The sequence below is a fragment of the Nocardia macrotermitis genome, assembly GCF_009604405.1.
In the GTDB taxonomy this organism is placed as follows: domain Bacteria; phylum Actinomycetota; class Actinomycetes; order Mycobacteriales; family Mycobacteriaceae; genus Nocardia; species Nocardia macrotermitis.
Genome location: NZ_WEGK01000006.1, coordinates 268,061 through 284,639, shown reverse-complemented (window position 1 = coordinate 284,639; position 16,579 = coordinate 268,061). Strand labels below are relative to the sequence as shown.

Below are 16,579 nucleotides of genomic sequence, written 5' to 3'. Positions count from 1 at the left end.
ATCGATGAGTGACTGGTCGCAGCTTCCCGATCTGGCCGCCCGGCGCGGCGGCGGCAGTGTGGTCGCCGCCAATGACGAATTCTTCGCCGAGCGGGAAAATCTCGTCCGGGACGAGCCGCCGACGTATCGGCCGCACACCTTCAATGCCAAGGGGCAGGTGTACGACGGGTGGGAGACCCGACGTCGGCGGGATGGCGGTGCGGGGCCCGACTGGGCGGTGATCCGGCTGGGGATCGCGGGGATTCCGGCCGGAATCATCGTGGACACAGCGCATTTCGTCGGGAACTTCCCGCCGCGAGTTTCGGTCGAGGGATGTGATGTGCCCGGTCATCCTTCGGTGGAGCAGTTGCTCGAGGCCGATTGGCACACCTTGGTTCCGGTATCGGCGGTCGAAGGCGACACCCTCAATTCGTTCGAGGTCGATACCGATCGCCGGATCACGCACGTTCGGGTGAACATGCACCCGGATGGTGGCATCGCACGGGTTCGCGTGCACGGCAATGCGATTCCCGATCCGCAGTGGATCGACGACATTCCCTTCGATCTGCTGGCCTTGCACAACGGCGGCCGCGTGACCGCGTGCAGTGACGGGTTCTTCTCGCCGCCGAACAATATGTTGCAGCAGGGTATTTCGCGTTTCATGGCCGACGGCTGGGAGATGCGACGCCGCCGTGACGACGGAAATGACTGGGCCACGGTGGCTTTGGCCGCCGAGGCGATCCCGGCGGTGCTCGAAGTGGATACCACGCATTACAAGGGCAACGCTCCGGCCCGGATCTCACTGGACGGCTACACGTCCGACGGAGAGCTGATCGGTCTGCTCGAGCCCGTCACGCTGCAACCCGACGCACCACATCGATTCCGCCTCGACACCGACACCCCGGTCCATCAGGTGCGACTCAACGTATTTCCGGATGGAGGTATCGCCCGCCTGCGACTGTTCGGCCGGATCACGCTCGCCGGACGCACATACCTCGAAAACCGTTTCACCGCAGCAATATCCGCCCACTGAAGAAGGAGCCGCATGGTCCTGATGTTTCTCAACGGCGACGGCATGCGCGGCGGCGCCCTGAACGCTCGACTCGACGGCGCACCGCTGCTACGCACCGCTCGCAGTGCCGCGAAGTACCGTTACTACTCGATCGGCGACCGCTTCCCCGCCATGGTCAGCACCACCGACAACGGTCGCTCGGTGAGCGGCGAAGTTTACGACCTTCCGTTGGAAGTGTTGCGGGACAATCTTATTCCCCACGAGCCCCCCGAGCTCGAACTCGGGCTGATCGAACTCGACGACGGCACTGCCTGCCTTGCCACCGTCCTGCGCACCAACCTGGTCGACTCCCCTGATCTCATCGATATCTCCGATATCGGCGACTGGCGCGCCTACCGCGAGTCATCGGCCCCCGACTGATCCGCACACCGGAAGCATCGATCGCACCCTCGAAACCACCTGCGCCACTGTATGACCCACAGATCAACGGACCTTGCTTCGCCGCAGTGAAGCACTGCGTAAGGACGGGATCGCCAAGGGACTGACCGACGGTGTCGCGGGGCTGCTGAAAACCAACGGGGTCACCGTGATCGAGGGCTGCGGCCGTCCAATCCTCTCCGGGCGAGTTACCGCCGCAAGGCCCGCCCGAAGCGCAACCGAACTGCCGAGGATGACGGCTCCTCAGCAGACAACACCGATCCAAACATCCACACACGAAGGAGTACCGCACGTGACACGCATGCGGGCCGTCGACGCGGCCGTGAAGATTCTCGAATTGGAAGGCGCCACACAGGCATTCGGATTGCCGGGCGCGGCGATCAACCCGTTCTACGCCGCGCTGCGCGACCACGGCGGCATCAACCATATCCTCGCCCGGCACGTCGAGGGCGCGGCACATATGGCCGAGGGTTACACCCGCGCCGCGCACGGCAATATCGGCGTATGCGTCGGCACCTCCGGACCCGCCGGGACCGATATGATCACCGGCCTGTATTCCGCTGCGGCGGACTCGATTCCGATCCTGTGCATCACCGGACAGGCGCCGCGCGCGCGGCTGCACAAGGAGGATTTCCAGGCCGTGGACATCGCCGCGATCGCCGGGCCGGTCACCAAGATGGCGGTGACCGTGCTGGAACCGGCCCAGGTGCCGGGCGTCTTCCAGCAGGCGTTCCATCTGATGCGGTCGGGCCGTCCCGGTCCGGTGCTGATCGATCTGCCGATCGACGTGCAGGTCGCCGAGATCGATTTCGATCCGGACACGTATTCGCCACTGCCGGTGTACAAACCGGCCGCGACCCGCGCCCAGGCGGCCAAGGCCATCGGTATGCTGACCGCCGCGCAGCGGCCGCTGATCGTCGCGGGCGGCGGAATCGTCAACGCGGGAGCCGAGGAGCTGCTGCGTGAGCTGGCCGAGCTGCTGAACGTCCCGGTGATCCCGACCCTGATGGGCTGGGGCGTCCTGCCCGACGATCACGATCTGGCCGCCGGAATGGCCGGGCTACAGACCGCCACCCGCTACGGTAACGCCACCCTGCTCGCCTCGGACTTCGTCCTCGGCATCGGCAACAGGTGGGCCAACCGCCACACCGGTGGCCTCGGAACATACTGCAAGGGACGCACTTTCGTACACATCGACATCGAACCGACGCAGATCGGCCGAGTCTTCGCGCCCGACTACGGCATCACCTCCGACGCCGCTGCGGCACTGCGGGAGATGATCGCGGTGGTCCGCGAACGCTCCGGCACCCTGCCCGACTACTCGTCCTGGGTGGCCGAATGCCTCGACCGCAAGCGAACCATGCACCGCAGAACCCATTTCGATGACGTCCCGGTGAAACCTCAACGGGTGTACGAGGAGATGAACCGCGCGTTCGGCCGCGACACCCGCTATGTGTCCACCATCGGCCTGTCCCAGATCGCGGGCGCGCAACTGCTGCACGTCTATCGGGCGCGCAACTGGATCAACTGCGGCCAGGCCGGACCGCTCGGCTGGACCATCCCCGCGGCCCTCGGCGTGGTCGCCGCGGACCCGTCCGCGCACGTGGTGGCCCTGTCCGGCGACTACGACTTCCAGTTCATGATCGAGGAACTCGCCGTCGGCGCGCAGTTCCACCTCCCGTACATCCATGTCCTGGTGAACAATTCGTACCTCGGCCTCATCCGCCAGGCCCAACGCGCCTTCGACATGGACTATTTCGTCCAACTCGGCTTCGACAACATCAACGCAGACGACACCATCGGCCTCGCCAAAGGCTACGGCGTGGACCACGTCCGCGTCGCGGAGGGCCTGGGCTGCAAGGCAATCCGCGTGGAAACCCCCGAAGCCATAGCCCCCGCCCTCGCCCGAGCCGAGGCCCTCGCCACCGAGTTCCGAGTCCCGGTCGTCGTAGAGATCATCCTGGAGAAAGTCACCAACATCCCCATGGGCACAACCGATATCGACGCGATCACCGAATTCGAAGACCTCGCCGAATCCCCCACCGACGCCCCCACGGCCCTACTCCCCCTGAGCTGACCCATACACCCCGCCGGGCCGCCGGGCCCACGACGGCCGCTCGGCTGGGACAGCCGACATCCTCGACTACACTCGCGACGGGGCTGCGCCGAGCCTCCATGCATCATGAGCTGGGCAAGGAGGGGTTGTGAAGAAGTATTTCAATACCGCCGGTCCGTGTGACCCCGAGCGGCACTACATGCTGCCCGCTGCCCAGAGACTCGGCGACGCCCAGTTCATCATCGATCGCGGACAGTACTTCGTGGTTCACGCACCACGTCAGACCGGGAAGACCACCAGCCTGGCGGCGCTGGCACAACAACTCACCGACGAGGGTGAGTACGCGGCATTGCATTTCTCCTGCGAAACTGCCGAACCTGCTGGTGAGGACTACGAACGAGCCGAAATGCAAATCTTGGATGTTATCGCCGACACCGCCCGCTGGAGGCTTCCTCTCGAATTGCAGCCACCGACTCCATGGCCTACTGCGACACCGGGCCTACGGATCAACTTCGGACTATCCGACTGGGTCTCCAGGTGCCCCCGCCCACTCGTGTTGCTCTTCGATGAAATCGATGCCGTCCGCGGCAACAGCCTGCACAGCGTGCTGCGGCAACTGCGCGACGGCTACACCATCGACCGCGAGGGGTTCGTACATTCGATCGTGCTGTGCGGTCTGCGCGACGTACGCGACTACAAGGCGGCATCCGGTGACGATCCGTCCCGCTTCGGCTCGTCGAGTCCGTTCAACATCAAGGTCGACTCCGTGCGCATCGGAGACTTCACCCATGACGAGGTCGCCACGCTGTACACCCAGCACACCACCGAGACCGGCCAGCAATTCACCTCTCGCGCAATCGATCTCGCCCATTACTACACGCAGGGCCAACCGTGGTTGGTCAATGCCCTGGCCGCCGAGGTCATCGACAGGATGCGCGTCGAGACGACCATCACCGACGACCACATCGACCAAGCCAAGGAACGCCTGATCCTCGCGCGCGCAACACATTTGGACTCATTGGTCGCGAGGCTGCACGAACCGCGGGTACAACGCGTGATCGAACCGCTGATCACCGGAACCCTGCCCGATGTCGATCCCACCTTCAACGAGGACGCGTCCTACGTCCGCGACCTCGGACTGATCGCCGACGAGAAGACGATTCGCATCGCCAACCCCGTCTACAAAGAGGTCATCGTCCGGGTGCTGGGTGCGGGCATCGAAAGCGTAATCCTGGCGCAGCCCAGCAGTTTCCGTCTACCGGACGGGCGTCTGGATTTCCCGCGTCTGCTCGCCGAGTTCGCGGCGTTCTGGAAACAGAACGGGGAGATCCTCACCGTCAAACAGGGCTACCACGAGGCCGCCGCGCAACTCGTGCTCATGGCGTATCTGCACCGAATCGTCAACGGCGGCGGCTATATCGACCGTGAGTACGGACTCGGCCGCGGCCGCATCGACCTGCTCCTGCGGCAGCCTTACACGGATCCCGACGGACGGCGGGCCTGGCAACGCGAAGCGCTCGAACTGAAGGTCTGGCGTGACAAGGACCCGGATCCGCTCGCTGAGGGGCTGGCCCAGCTGGACGGCTACCTCGACCGTATCGACCTGGACACCGGAGTCCTGGTCGTCTTCGATCGACGGAACACCGCCGAACCGATCGCCGAGCGCACCCGATTCATCGAAACAACCAGTCCCGCAGGCAGATCCGTCACTCTCCTGCGCGCCTGACGCGCTGCTTCAGCAGGATTTGGTGTCGCCCGGACGCCCGCCGTGCCATAACATCCCAGGAAGCTCACAGGAGGTACCAGTGGGACTGCCAGTGAGTACGGAGAGGGCTCACAGGGAGGGCCCATACTGTTGCCGCCATGACAGATTCGACGCCCCTCGAGGGATCGGCCGCTTCGTCTCGGCGGCGCAGGATTACGCTGGTCATCGGTAGTACTGGGCTGGCTGTGGCGGTGGTGGCGGGGGTGAGTGCGTGCGGGTCGTCGGGGACTTCCACGGCGGCGTCGTCCACCTCGGCAGCGGCCTCGAGCTCGGCCGAGCCGGGTAAGGGGATGCATCGCGGGCACGGGGTGATGGGGACCATCGCCTCGGAGAACGCGGACACCTGGACGCTCACCAAGAAGGACGGCTCCACCGAGACCGTCACCATCACGCCGCAGACCACCTTCGGCAGCAAGAAGAATCCGGCGCAGAAGTCGCAGTTCACCGTCGGCGAGAAGGTCGTCGTGCGCGGCAAGGAATCCGGCACCACCATCACCGCCACCGCGATCATGGCGGCCAAGGCCAAGCCCTCCACCACACCGTCCGCATCCACCGCCCCCACCCCCACCAGCTGACCCACCGCCCCACGGCATCCCCACCAGGCCCACCGCACCGAATCCCCAGTGCGGTGGGCCTTTCGGCGTCGAGTCCGATCTGCCGCTGCGGCCGCGATCCCATAGGCTGCACGAGATCGCTGTTCCAGCAAGGAGAATCGCCGTGGCCAACCCGTACCAACCCGGATCGATCCCGCAACCCTCGCCTCCACCGCAGAGTTGGCCGCAGCCCGGATTGTTTCCGGGACAGCCGGTTTCGGTGCTACCGGCACCGAATCTTGCTCAGCAGCGCAACAAAGCGGAGCTGGTTGCAGCTGTATCGCTGATCTTGGCCGCACTGGTATATGTCGTCTTTCTCGTAGTGGCTCTCGTCGAGGGGTACCACTATTTCCTGACGGAACTGGCCTGGATACTGGCCGCCATCAGCGCGACGGTCGCCGGGCTGATGCTGGTTCTCGGCAGACGCTCCACGACGGCTCGTCTTCTTGCCGCGATCAGCAGTGGCGTGTTCTTCACCCACGCCATGGATGAGCTGCTCGGTCTCGCACCAGCCGCACTTGTGGGCGGCTTGGTTCACAGCGCAATCGGGAGAAGCGGTATTCTGCCCGCGGTTTCGATCACGGTGCTGGCCCTGGTATCCCTCATCTCCGTTTTGGTCGCGGTGGCTTCCGACAGCAAGACGGTGGCCGCTGCATCCAGTCCGCAGCAGCCAGGCGCTCCGCTCGCCCCGGCCCCAGTATGGTCACCAGCGTCCGCACCGAACCTCCGCGAGCCAGCATCGGGCACCCCCGCGCAATTCGGTCCGAATGCCTTTCAACCACAACAACAATTCCCCATTCAACCCGGCCAATTCCCGCAGCCGCCGGCAACCCCCGCGACCTACCAAACGCCCCAGCAGACCCCACCCCAAACCCCAGGATGGCAGCAGCCCATCCCTCAGCAGCCGAGTCAATATCCGAATCCCCCACAGCCCCAAGCGCAATCACCGATTCCCGGCCAACCCGACGCCGGATACAACCCTCCCCCACAACGGCCGGACCAGTATCCGAATCCTCAACAGCCCCAGGCACAGTCGCAAGTCCCCAGCCAACCCGATGCCGGGTACAGCACTCCACCGCAGCAGCCGTCGCCGTATCCGACTCCCCCGCAGGGGCCGCAGCAGTGAGGTGACCGGGTGGCCGATCCCGGATCTGCCACCGGCGAGAGGCATATTCCACCACGGGACGGGACTTCACAGCTGACCCAACGACAGCCGGGACAGCGAAACCCACAGTGCCAGTGCGGATATGGCCCACGCGACACCGCTGTCGAAACCGCCCGGACACCTCGAGTTGTGCATTCTCACAGCACACACCTAACTTCCACCTACGCACGCCACAAGATCACTCGCGAAGCTCTGCTGGTCGGTTCGGTGCTGCCGGGTCGACGGATCGGACGATGTCCGGCGAGACAAGGAGATGCGATGCGAATCAAGTCGAGGTTGGCGGCGGGTGTTGCGGCGGGCGCCGTGACGTTCGCGCTGGTGGGTGCGGGTGCGGGAATGGCGAGTGCCGCTCCGGCGCCACAGCAGAACCCCGCACCGAACGGTCAGTGCGCTCCGCCTGCCGGGCACCCGCAGGGCCCGCCGCCCGGCAACCACCAGAAGCCGCCGGGGAACCCGCCCGCCGGTAAGCCGCCCGCCTGCCCGCACAAGTAGTTCCACGCGGCAGATGAGGGCCGCGTAGCAGGACGAGTGCGACACGGTCCCATGCCCGTTGTTCGGGCATGGGACCGCGCGCGTAGATGTCCCCTCCGGGCGATCGGCCCGGTGAGACCGTGCACTGCTCACAGCGAGGTGAGCACGTCCTCGAACGCCGCCTCCGCGGCCCCGAGAAGTTTGAGATCCGCACCGAGAGAAGACTTCTCGATCCGCACGCCGCCCAGCGCGCGGCTGACCATACTGCGCGTGCGCACCTCCTGCTGCACGCGCTGCACCACCGCCTCGGGCAGAATCGCGAACAGATCCCCGAGCACCACCAACTCCGGGCCCAGGATGTTGACCACGTTGACCAGACCCAGGATCAGCCAGTCGACGTAGCCGCCGAGGCGCGCCACCGGATCCGAATCTCGTTGCAGCTCACGCAGTTCCGCGACGATGGCACCGCGCGGCACCGATTCGGCCAGCCCGAGCGCCCGCCGCAACGCCAACTCCCCGACCTCGGTCTCCCAGCAGCCGTCGTTCCCGCAGTGGCAGGGGCGACCGCCGGGATGCACTGTCATATGGCCGATTTCGCCGAGATAGCCGCCCGAACCGCGCAGCAGCCCGCCCTGCGCGATGATCCCCCCGCCGACGCCCACATCCGCGGAGACGAACACCGCGTCCGAGGCGCCGCGCCCCACCCCGCGCACGTATTCGGCCAGCGCGCCGAGTTCGGCGTCGTTGCCCACCACCACCGGAACGCCCAGCACCGTGCCCATCCGCTCGCCGAACGGCACATCGGTCCAGCCGAGATTGGTCGAGTCGTGCACCATCCCGTCGGCGCGGCGCACCACCCCGGGCACCGAGATCCCCGCGGCCACCGGATGCAGGTCCAGATCCTGTGCCAGCATCGCCGAGGATTCCGCGACGTGCGTCACCACCTCGTCCGGATCCCGTTGCCGCCCACGCAGATTCCAGCTGTTGCGCCCCAGGATCTGACCGCCCAGACCGACCAGCGCGATACCCGCGTGTTCGACCTGCACGTCCACTGCCAGCACCACCGCGGCCTGCGCCTGCGGCAGCACCAGCAGCGACGGCCGTCCCGCGCCCTGCGGCACCCGCGGCACCCGCTCCTCGACCACCCCGTCCCCGGCCAGACCGTCGACCAGCATCTTGATGGTCGACCGGTTCAACCCGAGTTCGGTGGCCAGGGCCGCGCGGGTGGCCGGTCCGCCGACGTGCAGGATCCGCAGCAGCGAGGCGCGATTGAATTTGCGCACCTCGTCCGGCCGCGCAACATTCATGCGCGCACAACTCCGCCGTGAGCGCTCACGATGCCACCTCGCCACTGCTCGCCGCCGCGCACGAACTCACTCACGATTCCACCTTCACCGACATTCGCGACCACACTCCCTCTTCCACTCGTCCCGGGCCGCTCGGCCGAATGCCGTTCGGGCAGTGGACCGCCCGGGTACCGGTGTCCGGACCGGGTCCGGACACCGTGCGCACCAATGACATTCGGCCGAACGACCGTTGGACTCATCGACCCGATGCGGCGGCCCGGCGACGTGACAGGGCGTCGACCGTCGCCGCCAGCAGCAACACCAGACCGGTGACCACCGAGACCACGGCGGCGGGCTGGCGCAGCAGGCCCAGCCCGTTGGAAACCACCGCGAGCACAGTACCGCCGATGACCGCGTCGGCGATCCGCCCCTTCCCACCGAACAGGGAGGTGCCGCCGATCACCGCCGCACCCACCGCGAACAGCAGCGTGTTCAGCCCACCGGCCTGCGGATCGACCGAACCGACCTTGGAGGAGTACACGATCGCACCCACCGCGGCACAGCCCGAACTGATCACGAACACACTCGAACGCAGTTGCGTCACATTGATACCCGCGCGCCGGGCGGCCTCCCGGTTGCCGCCGATCGCGTAGAGGTGCCGACCGTAGGTGGTGCGGTTCAGCACATACGTTCCGACCACCAGCAGCACCAGCACGATCGGCACCACGTACGGCACCCCGGAGATCTTGATCAGCGGACTCGGCGACCGGTTCACCGACATGAACGCCGTCGCCACCGCCGCCAGCACCGTCAGCACGATCACCTTGCCCAGCACCAGCGGGGTCGGTTGGGTCACCAAACCCTTACTGCGCCTGCGGAAATGACCGACCAGCGTCACCGCGCCGTAACCACCGGCGCCGACCACGAACAGCACCCAACTCCACAGCACCGACAGATTGCCGTTGGCCACCGCGTCCAGCACGTGCGAGGAGCTGATACCCAGCACGCCGCCCTCGCCGATGAGTTGCAGGATCGCACCCTGCCAGGCCAGGAACAGCGCCAACGTCACCACGAACGACGGCATCCCGATCTTGGAGATCAGGAATCCGGTGATGCAGCCGATGGCGGTGCCCACACACACCGCCAGCAGCATCTCGATCCACGGATTCGCGTGGAAGCCCACCACCGTGATCAGGATCCCGAGCAGCGACATCGCCACCCCGGGCCAGATCCGCAGCAGCCCCGCGAGCACCGCCGCCAGCACCAGCAGTCCGTTGAAGATGAAGAAGACGGTATTTCCCATGCCGGACAACAGATTTCCGTTGTCGACATAGTGCATCGCCAGTACCGCCCCCGCCACACCGGAGGCGGTACCCGCCGACAGATCGATCTCACCCAGCAACAGCACGTAGACGATGCCCATCGCGATGATGGTCTGCCCGGCTCCCTGGGCGAGCAGATTCGCGATGTTGTTGAGTGAGAGGAATACATCCGACAGCGAGGTGAACAGGACGATCAGCACCACCAGCCCCAACAGCGCAGGCAGAGAACCGATCTCGCCGCCCCTCACGCGGGCGAGATAGGAACGCACGGCCTCCGCCGTGGATACGGTGGTGGTGTCGATACCGAAATCGGCAATCGCCGTCCGGTCCCCGTTGGCGGACTCGGGGCTGTCGCCGCCACCCGCTGTCTCCGCCGAAACTTGCGTCATCGCAACTACTTTCCTGCTGATCCTGCTACAGCACCGCGGAGTCCGGCCGGGCCAGGCCCAACTCGCCGGAACGTCCCGCGGTGATCAATTCCACGACCTGGTTCTGAGTGACCTCGCTGGTCCGCACCTGCGCGGCCATCCGGCCCAGGTACAACACCGCGATCCGGTCCGCGACCTCGAACACGTCGGCGAGGTTGTGGCTGATCAGCACCACACCCAGGCCCTGTTCGGCGAGCCGTCGCACCAGATCGAGCACCTGACGGGTCTGCGCCACACCGAGCGCGGCGGTCGGCTCGTCGAGCAGCACCAGATTGCTGTTCCACAGCACCGATTTCGCGATCGCCACCGTCTGCCGCTGCCCACCGGACAGCGACGCCACCGGGGTGCGCACCGATTTCACGGTGCGCACCGACAGCGATGCCAGGGTGCGCCGCGCCGCATCCTCCATGGCGGCCTCGTCCAGGAACCACGGCTTGCCGCGTTCGCGGCCGAGGAACATGTTCTGCACGATATCGAGATTGTCGGCCAGCGCGAGGTCCTGATAGACGACCTCGATACCCAGTTCCGCGGCATCCTTGGGGCCGTGCAGGTGCACTTCCTCACCCCGGAACTTCACCGATCCCGAATCCGAACCATGGATTCCGGCAATGCATTTCACCAGCGTCGACTTGCCCGCGCCGTTATCGCCGACCAGCGCGGTCACCTCGCCCGCCGGTGCGGTGAACTCGACATCGTGCAGAACATGAACCGCACCGAAGCTCTTGTTGAGCCCGGAGATCTGCAACAGCGGCTCACTCATGTCAGGAGATCCCGAGCTGGGTGCAGACCGAGGCCACGTCGCCCGAGCACAGATCGCTCGCCTTGACATAACCCTTGTCCACGACCACCTTGACCTGGTCACGAGTGATCGACTGCGGATCCAGCAGCACCGATTTCACCGTCCGGTTGCCCTTGGGATCCTGCGAGCTGGCGGTCGCGATGGCATCCGCGGCGGCCTTGTCGCCCTTGGCCAGCGCGGCGGCGAGTTTCGCGGCGGAGGCGGCCTCCTCCTCGATCGGCTTGAACACGGTCATGTACTGATCACCGCGCAGCACCGCCTTGAGACCCTCGGTGGTCGCGTCCTGGCCGGTCACGGGCACCTTGCCGTTGAGGCCGTTCTTCTTGAGCACCGTGATGATGGCGCCGGCGAGGCCGTCGTTGGCGGCGACGACGCCGTCGATCTTGTTGCCGTTACCGGTGAGCAGCTGCTCGAAGACCTGGCCGCCCTTCTGGTTGTCCCAACCGTCGATCGCCTGGCTCGCAACGAGTTTGAGCGCACCGGAGTCGTAGAGCGGCTTGAGCACCTGCTCCTGGCCCTGGTGGAACAGGGTGGCGTTGTTGTCGGTCGGCGCGCCCTCGACCTCGATCACCTGCGCGCCCGGCTTGGTCTTGAGCGCGTCGGCGAGGTCCTGGCCTTGCAGCGCACCGACTTTCACGTTGTCGAAGGAGACGTAGTAGTCCGAGGACCCGCCCAGGTTCAACCGGTCGTAGTCGATGGTGGGGATACCGGCCTTGTGCGCCTTGTTGGCGACGGCGTTGCCGACTTCACTGTTGATCGAGGCGATGACCAGCACCTTCACCCCCTTGGCGATCATGCCGTCGGCCAGCGTGCTGAACTTCTGCACATCGCCCTGGGCGTTCTCGATATCGGAGTCGAATCCCTGTGCGCTCAAGGCCTTCTGGAGCATGGGACGGTCGAAGCCCTCCCAGCGGGCCGAGGTGGCGGTCTCCGGCAAGATCACCCCGACGGTCCCGTTCTTACCTCCGCCGCCACCGCCCGAACTGGTGGAGTTGCCGCCGCTGCTCGCGGAGTTGGATCCGCAAGCGGTGAGGGTCAGGAGCCCGGCCAGCGCAACGGCCACCGCCCCATAGTGTTTCATCCTCATCAGGTGAACCTTTCGAGCCGACGACACTCGTCGCCGGGCTCGGGTAGGGACCGGATGACGAGTGCCATATGTTGTAGGCAACAACATATGGCACTCAGAGGGCGGCGGAGGTCACAATTGCACAACGGTGTGGCGCAGCTCACGTCTTACCCTCAATGGTGACACGCTCGCGGCCGCTCCGACGCCGTTCCACCAAGCTCCAGATCTCAGCCTCGTGTTCGCAGCCCGGCTCGCTGATGGACACGTGGCGGGTGCGAGGAACAAGTGCCCGACATGGGTTTCGCTCCACCCAGTTCCGCCAACCCCGTTGAACGCCAACAGCAAAGTTCGCGGCCCGGCTCGCCGGTCGGACGCGTGGCGGGTGCGAGGAACGAGTGCCCGACACGGGGCCGACCGGTGAGCCTCAGGGGGCCGCGAACCGCCGGAGCGAAGCGGAGGCCAAAGATATTGTGTAACAACATTGGGGGGCCGTAGCGTTGAATCTTTGTGCGCGGCCCTGGGGTTTATTGGCGATTGGTGGGAGCGGGGTTCCTCCGACAGTGGCACTACCGGCTCGCCATGTTCGCGGGCATGGTCACCAATGTGGTGTTCGGGCTGGTGCGGGCCGCGGTGATGCTCGCCGCGGTGCGCGCGAGTGCCGGATTGGGCGGGTACACAGCCGATTCGATCGGCGCGTACGTCTGGTTGTCCCAGGGTTTGCTGGCGGCGTTGCGGATCATGGGGCCGCCGCTGGACATCGCCGATCGCATCCGCAACGGTGACGTCGCGATCGACTTCCTGCGCCCGGTGGACGTCCAGTTCTCTTATCTGGCAACCGATCTGGGCCGGGCCACCTGCACCCTGCTGCTGCGCGGGGCGCCGAGCGTCGCGGTGGGACTGGCGGCGTTCCAGCTCACGCTGCCGCACAGCGTGTGGCCGTATCTGCTCGGCGGGCTGAGCGTCGTGCTCGCGGTGATGATCTCGCTGCTGTTGTTGTTCGCGGTCTGCCTCACCGGATTCTGGGCCGTCGAGACGCGCGGGGTCCGGCTGCTCTACCAGATCGTGGCGACCTTCCTGGCCGGACTGTTCGTCCCGGTACACCTGTTTCCCGGATGGTTGCGGACCGTCGCCGACCTCACGCCGTTCCCGTCACTGCTGCAAGCGCCGATCGATGTGTTATCGGGCCGGGCGGTCGGTTCGCAAGCACTGGGAATCCTTGGCGTACAGCTATTCTGGATAGTTGTCGCGGTTCTCCTCGGCCGGATCCTGTTGCGCGCAGGGCGTCACAAGCTGGAGGTGCAGGGTGGCTGAACTGCTCGACGCCACGCGCCGATCGGGGACCTGGTTCACCCCCTACAGCGCGGTGTTGCGCTCCCGGATGCGCTCACAGCGCGCCTACCCGCTGTCCTTCGCCGCCGATATGCTGTCCTCCCTGCTGATCGGCGTGGTGGAATTCGCCGAGGTGTGGGTCATCTACCACAACGTGCGGGTACTGGGCGGACTCGACATGCACGCCATGCTGTTGCTGTTCGGCCTGTCCAATCTGGCCTTCTCGCTCGCGCAGATCCTGGTCGGGCACACCGACACCCTGCCGACCTATCTGCGCGCGGGCACTCTGGACGCATTCCACCTGCGCCCGCAACCGCTGCTGTTGCAGTTGATCACCAGCGACATCTCGCTGCGTCGGGTGGCCCGCGCCGGCGTGGCCGCGACGGTACTGGGCGTCGGCATCGTCACCGACGACATCGATTGGACCGCAACCACATTCGCACTCATCACGATCTCGCTGCTGGCGGGCACGGCGATCTTCGCCGGACTGTTCGTGTGCGCGGCCGGCCTGCAATTCTTCCTCATCGACGGCTCCGAGTTGACCAACAGCTTCACCTACGGTGGCGCATTCGCCGCCCAGCAGCCCACATCGGTGTTCGGCCACCCGATGACGCTGCTGTTCGGCTTCGCCGTGCCGGTGTCCTTCGTCGCCTATCTGCCCACGATCGCCCTGCTGGACCTGCCCGGTCCGCAGTGGCTGCCCGCGTGGCTGGCCTGGGCGAGTCCGCTTGCGGCAGTGTGGGTCTGGGGTATCGCACTGCTGTGCTGGCGTTCGGGAGTTCGGCACTACCAGGGAGGCGGTGGATAGCGATGTCCATCGAGATCACCGATTTGACAAGGGAATTCGTCATCCACCGCAAGCAGGAGGGGCGCTGGCGACGACGACGTCGCGAGGTGATCACCGCGGTCGACCGGATGAGCTTCAGCATCGAACCCGGTGCGGCAGTGGGCTATATCGGCGCCAACGGCGCGGGTAAGTCCACCACCATCAAGATGCTCACCGGCATCCTGGTACCCACCTCGGGCACGGTGCGCACCTGCGGGCTCGAACCGGTGCGGCAACGCCGGGAACTGGCCGGACACATCGGCGTCGTGTTCGGACAACGTTCCCAACTCTGGTGGGATCTGCCGCTGCGCGAATCGTTCACCATCCTGGCGGCCATCCACCGCCTGGATCCGGATCGCGCGGGCAAACGCATTCACGAACTGATCGAACAGCTGGAGATGGCGCACACCCTGGACACCCCCGTGCGGCAGCTGTCCCTGGGCCAGCGCATGCGCGCGGAAATCGCTGCGGCACTGCTGCATTCGCCCGAACTGCTGATCCTGGACGAGCCCACCATCGGCCTGGATGTGCTGTCCAAACAGCGATTACGCGATTTCCTGTCCTACGAGCGCATCGAACGCGGCACCACCCTGCTGCTGACCACCCACGACATGGGCGATATCGAGCGGCTGTGCGAACGGGTGCTGGTGGTCGACCGCGGCCGCCTGGTCTACGACGGCACCCTCACCGGCCTGGCCGCCACCGTGCGGGTGCGCCGCAAGCTGGTGGTGGATCTGGCCGCACCCGCACCCGATCTGACCGACCTGCCCGGGGCCGAACTGGTCGCCAGCGAGGGCGGGGGCATCCGGCAGCGACTGGCCTTCGATCCCCAGGTGGTCACCGCCGCCCAGGTGCTCACGGCCGTCTCGGCGCGGGTGGAGGTGCGTGACCTGTCCATCGAGGAGCCCGATATCGAGGACGTGGTGCGCCGCATCTATCAGTCCCAGGACAGCACGCAGAACCCTGCCCCGCACAGCAGCGCGTCCCCGCCGACTGTCGACGGGGACGCGCAAGAGTAGGGAAGCCGATAATACTGCGGCTCAGGTGTTTTCGGTTCCAGGCTCCGGGCTGACGCGCGTTTCGGCCTCGGCACCGGCGTCCGCGGCCGCACCGGGTTCGGGCGCGGGACCGGGTTCGGGCGCGGCCACGACAGCCCCCGCGTCACCGGGTTCACGCGCACCCTGGTCCAACCGGAACGGCGGGTACTCGTCACGCATCAGCGAGCTGTACACCCGGACCCGGATCGTCCAACGCAGCAGACCCATCACGAAGTCGAACAGCCCGCGCGGGTACCGCCCGGTGAACAGCAGCCCGATCGCGGCGATGATCACCAGCACACCGATCAGCGACACCCAGCTCATACCGCCCATGTGCGTGGCCATGTGATGCCCGTGGTGACCGTGCCCGTGATGGCCGCGATACCCGCCGCCACCACCCCAGTACCGCATCCCGCCACCGGCGATGACCGCGACGATCAGATACTGCGGAATGGCCAGCAGCCACCACTTGATCAGCACCAGCCAGCGATGCAGCTGCTCGGGATACTCGACGTCGAGGTCGGCCGGATAGTTCTCGTCCGGGCGCAGGCTGAACGGCGGATACCGATCGGTGCCCAGCGGGGCGAACGCGTAGAACCGGACCCGCCAGCCCCAGCGCATGACCCCGACATTGAAATCGAATAGCCCGCGCGGATAACGGCCCGTGAACAGGATCGCGAAGAATGCGATCACGGTGACCACGAAGTAGGCGATGTACAGGAAAAACAGCACAATGTAATGCGGAATCGCGAGAATCCATTTGATGATCCATTGCCAGCGCGAGAGCGCCGGATCCAGATCACCCCGAACTCGGACGGGGTAAACGGGGGTATCGGGTTGCATGACCACGCTCCTCTCGGGCGTTACCGGCTCGCGGCCGAGCCCTGGCACCCCCAATTGTTTCGCACCGAGGTCACATTCAGACCCATTTATCGGACGGATCCGGCAGTTGCCCCGGCGCGTCGCGCCGATCCGGCCCCGGCGCGTCACATCGCCCGGTCGGGCCC

15 protein-coding genes are annotated in these 16,579 nt (G+C 66.0%); 10 read left to right on the top strand and 5 right to left on the bottom strand.

Annotated elements, in window-relative coordinates; translation table 11 throughout:
• Positions 1-4 precede the first annotated feature (4 nt).
• The 7 genes from alc to NRB20_RS16555 all read left to right on the top strand — a co-directional run bounded on the left by alc (position 5) and on the right by NRB20_RS16555 (position 7,500).
• The gene (gene alc, locus NRB20_RS16585) at positions 5-1,012 is read left to right on the top strand and encodes an allantoicase (RefSeq protein WP_153411018.1); all 1,008 of its coding nucleotides are present in this window, start codon (positions 5-7) and stop codon (positions 1,010-1,012) included.
• A 12-nt stretch (positions 1,013-1,024) separates the two neighbouring features.
• Entirely contained in the window at positions 1,025-1,411 is a 387-nt protein-coding gene (locus tag NRB20_RS16580; protein WP_153411017.1) for an allophanate hydrolase-related protein, read from the top strand.
• Between the two features lie 310 nt (positions 1,412-1,721).
• Entirely contained in the window at positions 1,722-3,506 is a 1,785-nt protein-coding gene (gene gcl, locus NRB20_RS16575; protein WP_319945004.1) for a glyoxylate carboligase, read from the top strand.
• A 127-nt stretch (positions 3,507-3,633) separates the two neighbouring features.
• The gene (locus NRB20_RS16570; protein WP_319945003.1) at positions 3,634-5,211 is read left to right on the top strand and encodes an ATP-binding protein; all 1,578 of its coding nucleotides are present in this window, start codon (positions 3,634-3,636) and stop codon (positions 5,209-5,211) included.
• Between the two features lie 137 nt (positions 5,212-5,348).
• On the top strand, positions 5,349-5,825 hold the full coding sequence (locus NRB20_RS16565; RefSeq protein WP_153411016.1) for a hypothetical protein: 477 nt from the start codon (positions 5,349-5,351) through the stop codon (positions 5,823-5,825).
• A gap of 142 nt (positions 5,826-5,967) precedes the next feature.
• Positions 5,968-6,969: a hypothetical protein gene (locus NRB20_RS16560; RefSeq protein WP_153411015.1), complete on the top strand. Its 1,002-nt coding sequence runs from the start codon at positions 5,968-5,970 to the stop codon at positions 6,967-6,969.
• 297 nt (positions 6,970-7,266) lie between these two features.
• Positions 7,267-7,500 carry a hypothetical protein gene (locus NRB20_RS16555; RefSeq protein ID WP_153411014.1) on the top strand — a complete coding sequence of 78 codons (234 nt, stop codon included), beginning with the start codon at positions 7,267-7,269 and terminating at the stop codon, positions 7,498-7,500.
• Positions 7,501-7,628: 128 nt separating this feature from the next.
• Here the strand turns inward: NRB20_RS16555 and NRB20_RS16550 are convergent, their stop codons facing one another.
• The 4 genes from NRB20_RS16550 to NRB20_RS16535 form a co-directional block, all read right to left on the bottom strand.
• On the bottom strand, positions 7,629-8,786 hold the full coding sequence (locus NRB20_RS16550) for an ROK family transcriptional regulator (protein WP_153411013.1): 1,158 nt from the start codon (positions 8,784-8,786) through the stop codon (positions 7,629-7,631).
• 235 nt (positions 8,787-9,021) lie between these two features.
• Entirely contained in the window at positions 9,022-10,476 is a 1,455-nt protein-coding gene (locus NRB20_RS16545) for a sugar ABC transporter permease (protein ID WP_153411012.1), read from the bottom strand.
• A gap of 25 nt (positions 10,477-10,501) precedes the next feature.
• Entirely contained in the window at positions 10,502-11,275 is a 774-nt protein-coding gene (locus tag NRB20_RS16540; RefSeq protein ID WP_040831732.1) for an ATP-binding cassette domain-containing protein, read from the bottom strand.
• A 1-nt stretch (position 11,276) separates the two neighbouring features.
• Positions 11,277-12,401, bottom strand: coding sequence for a sugar ABC transporter substrate-binding protein (locus NRB20_RS16535; RefSeq protein ID WP_153411011.1), 1,125 nt, complete (start codon positions 12,399-12,401; stop codon positions 11,277-11,279).
• A gap of 516 nt (positions 12,402-12,917) precedes the next feature.
• Here NRB20_RS16535 and NRB20_RS16530 point away from each other — a divergent pair.
• The 3 genes from NRB20_RS16530 to NRB20_RS16520 are packed head-to-tail and all read left to right on the top strand — an operon-like array spanning position 12,918 to position 15,554.
• On the top strand, positions 12,918-13,691 hold the full coding sequence (locus tag NRB20_RS16530) for an ABC transporter permease (protein WP_319945002.1): 774 nt from the start codon (positions 12,918-12,920) through the stop codon (positions 13,689-13,691).
• Positions 13,684-14,517 (top strand): ABC transporter permease, encoded by an 834-nt coding sequence (locus tag NRB20_RS16525; protein ID WP_319945001.1) that lies wholly within the window; start codon positions 13,684-13,686, stop codon positions 14,515-14,517. The genes NRB20_RS16530 and NRB20_RS16525 overlap by 8 nt, the downstream gene beginning before the upstream one ends.
• Positions 14,518-14,519: 2 nt before the next feature.
• Complete coding sequence (locus tag NRB20_RS16520) at positions 14,520-15,554, top strand: ABC transporter ATP-binding protein (protein WP_153411010.1); 1,035 nt, start codon at positions 14,520-14,522, stop codon at positions 15,552-15,554.
• Between the two features lie 21 nt (positions 15,555-15,575).
• On the opposite strand, the gene NRB20_RS16515 is transcribed toward NRB20_RS16520, so the two are convergent.
• Positions 15,576-16,415, bottom strand: coding sequence for a DUF4389 domain-containing protein (locus NRB20_RS16515; protein WP_153411009.1), 840 nt, complete (start codon positions 16,413-16,415; stop codon positions 15,576-15,578).
• Positions 16,416-16,579: the final 164 nt, after the last annotated feature.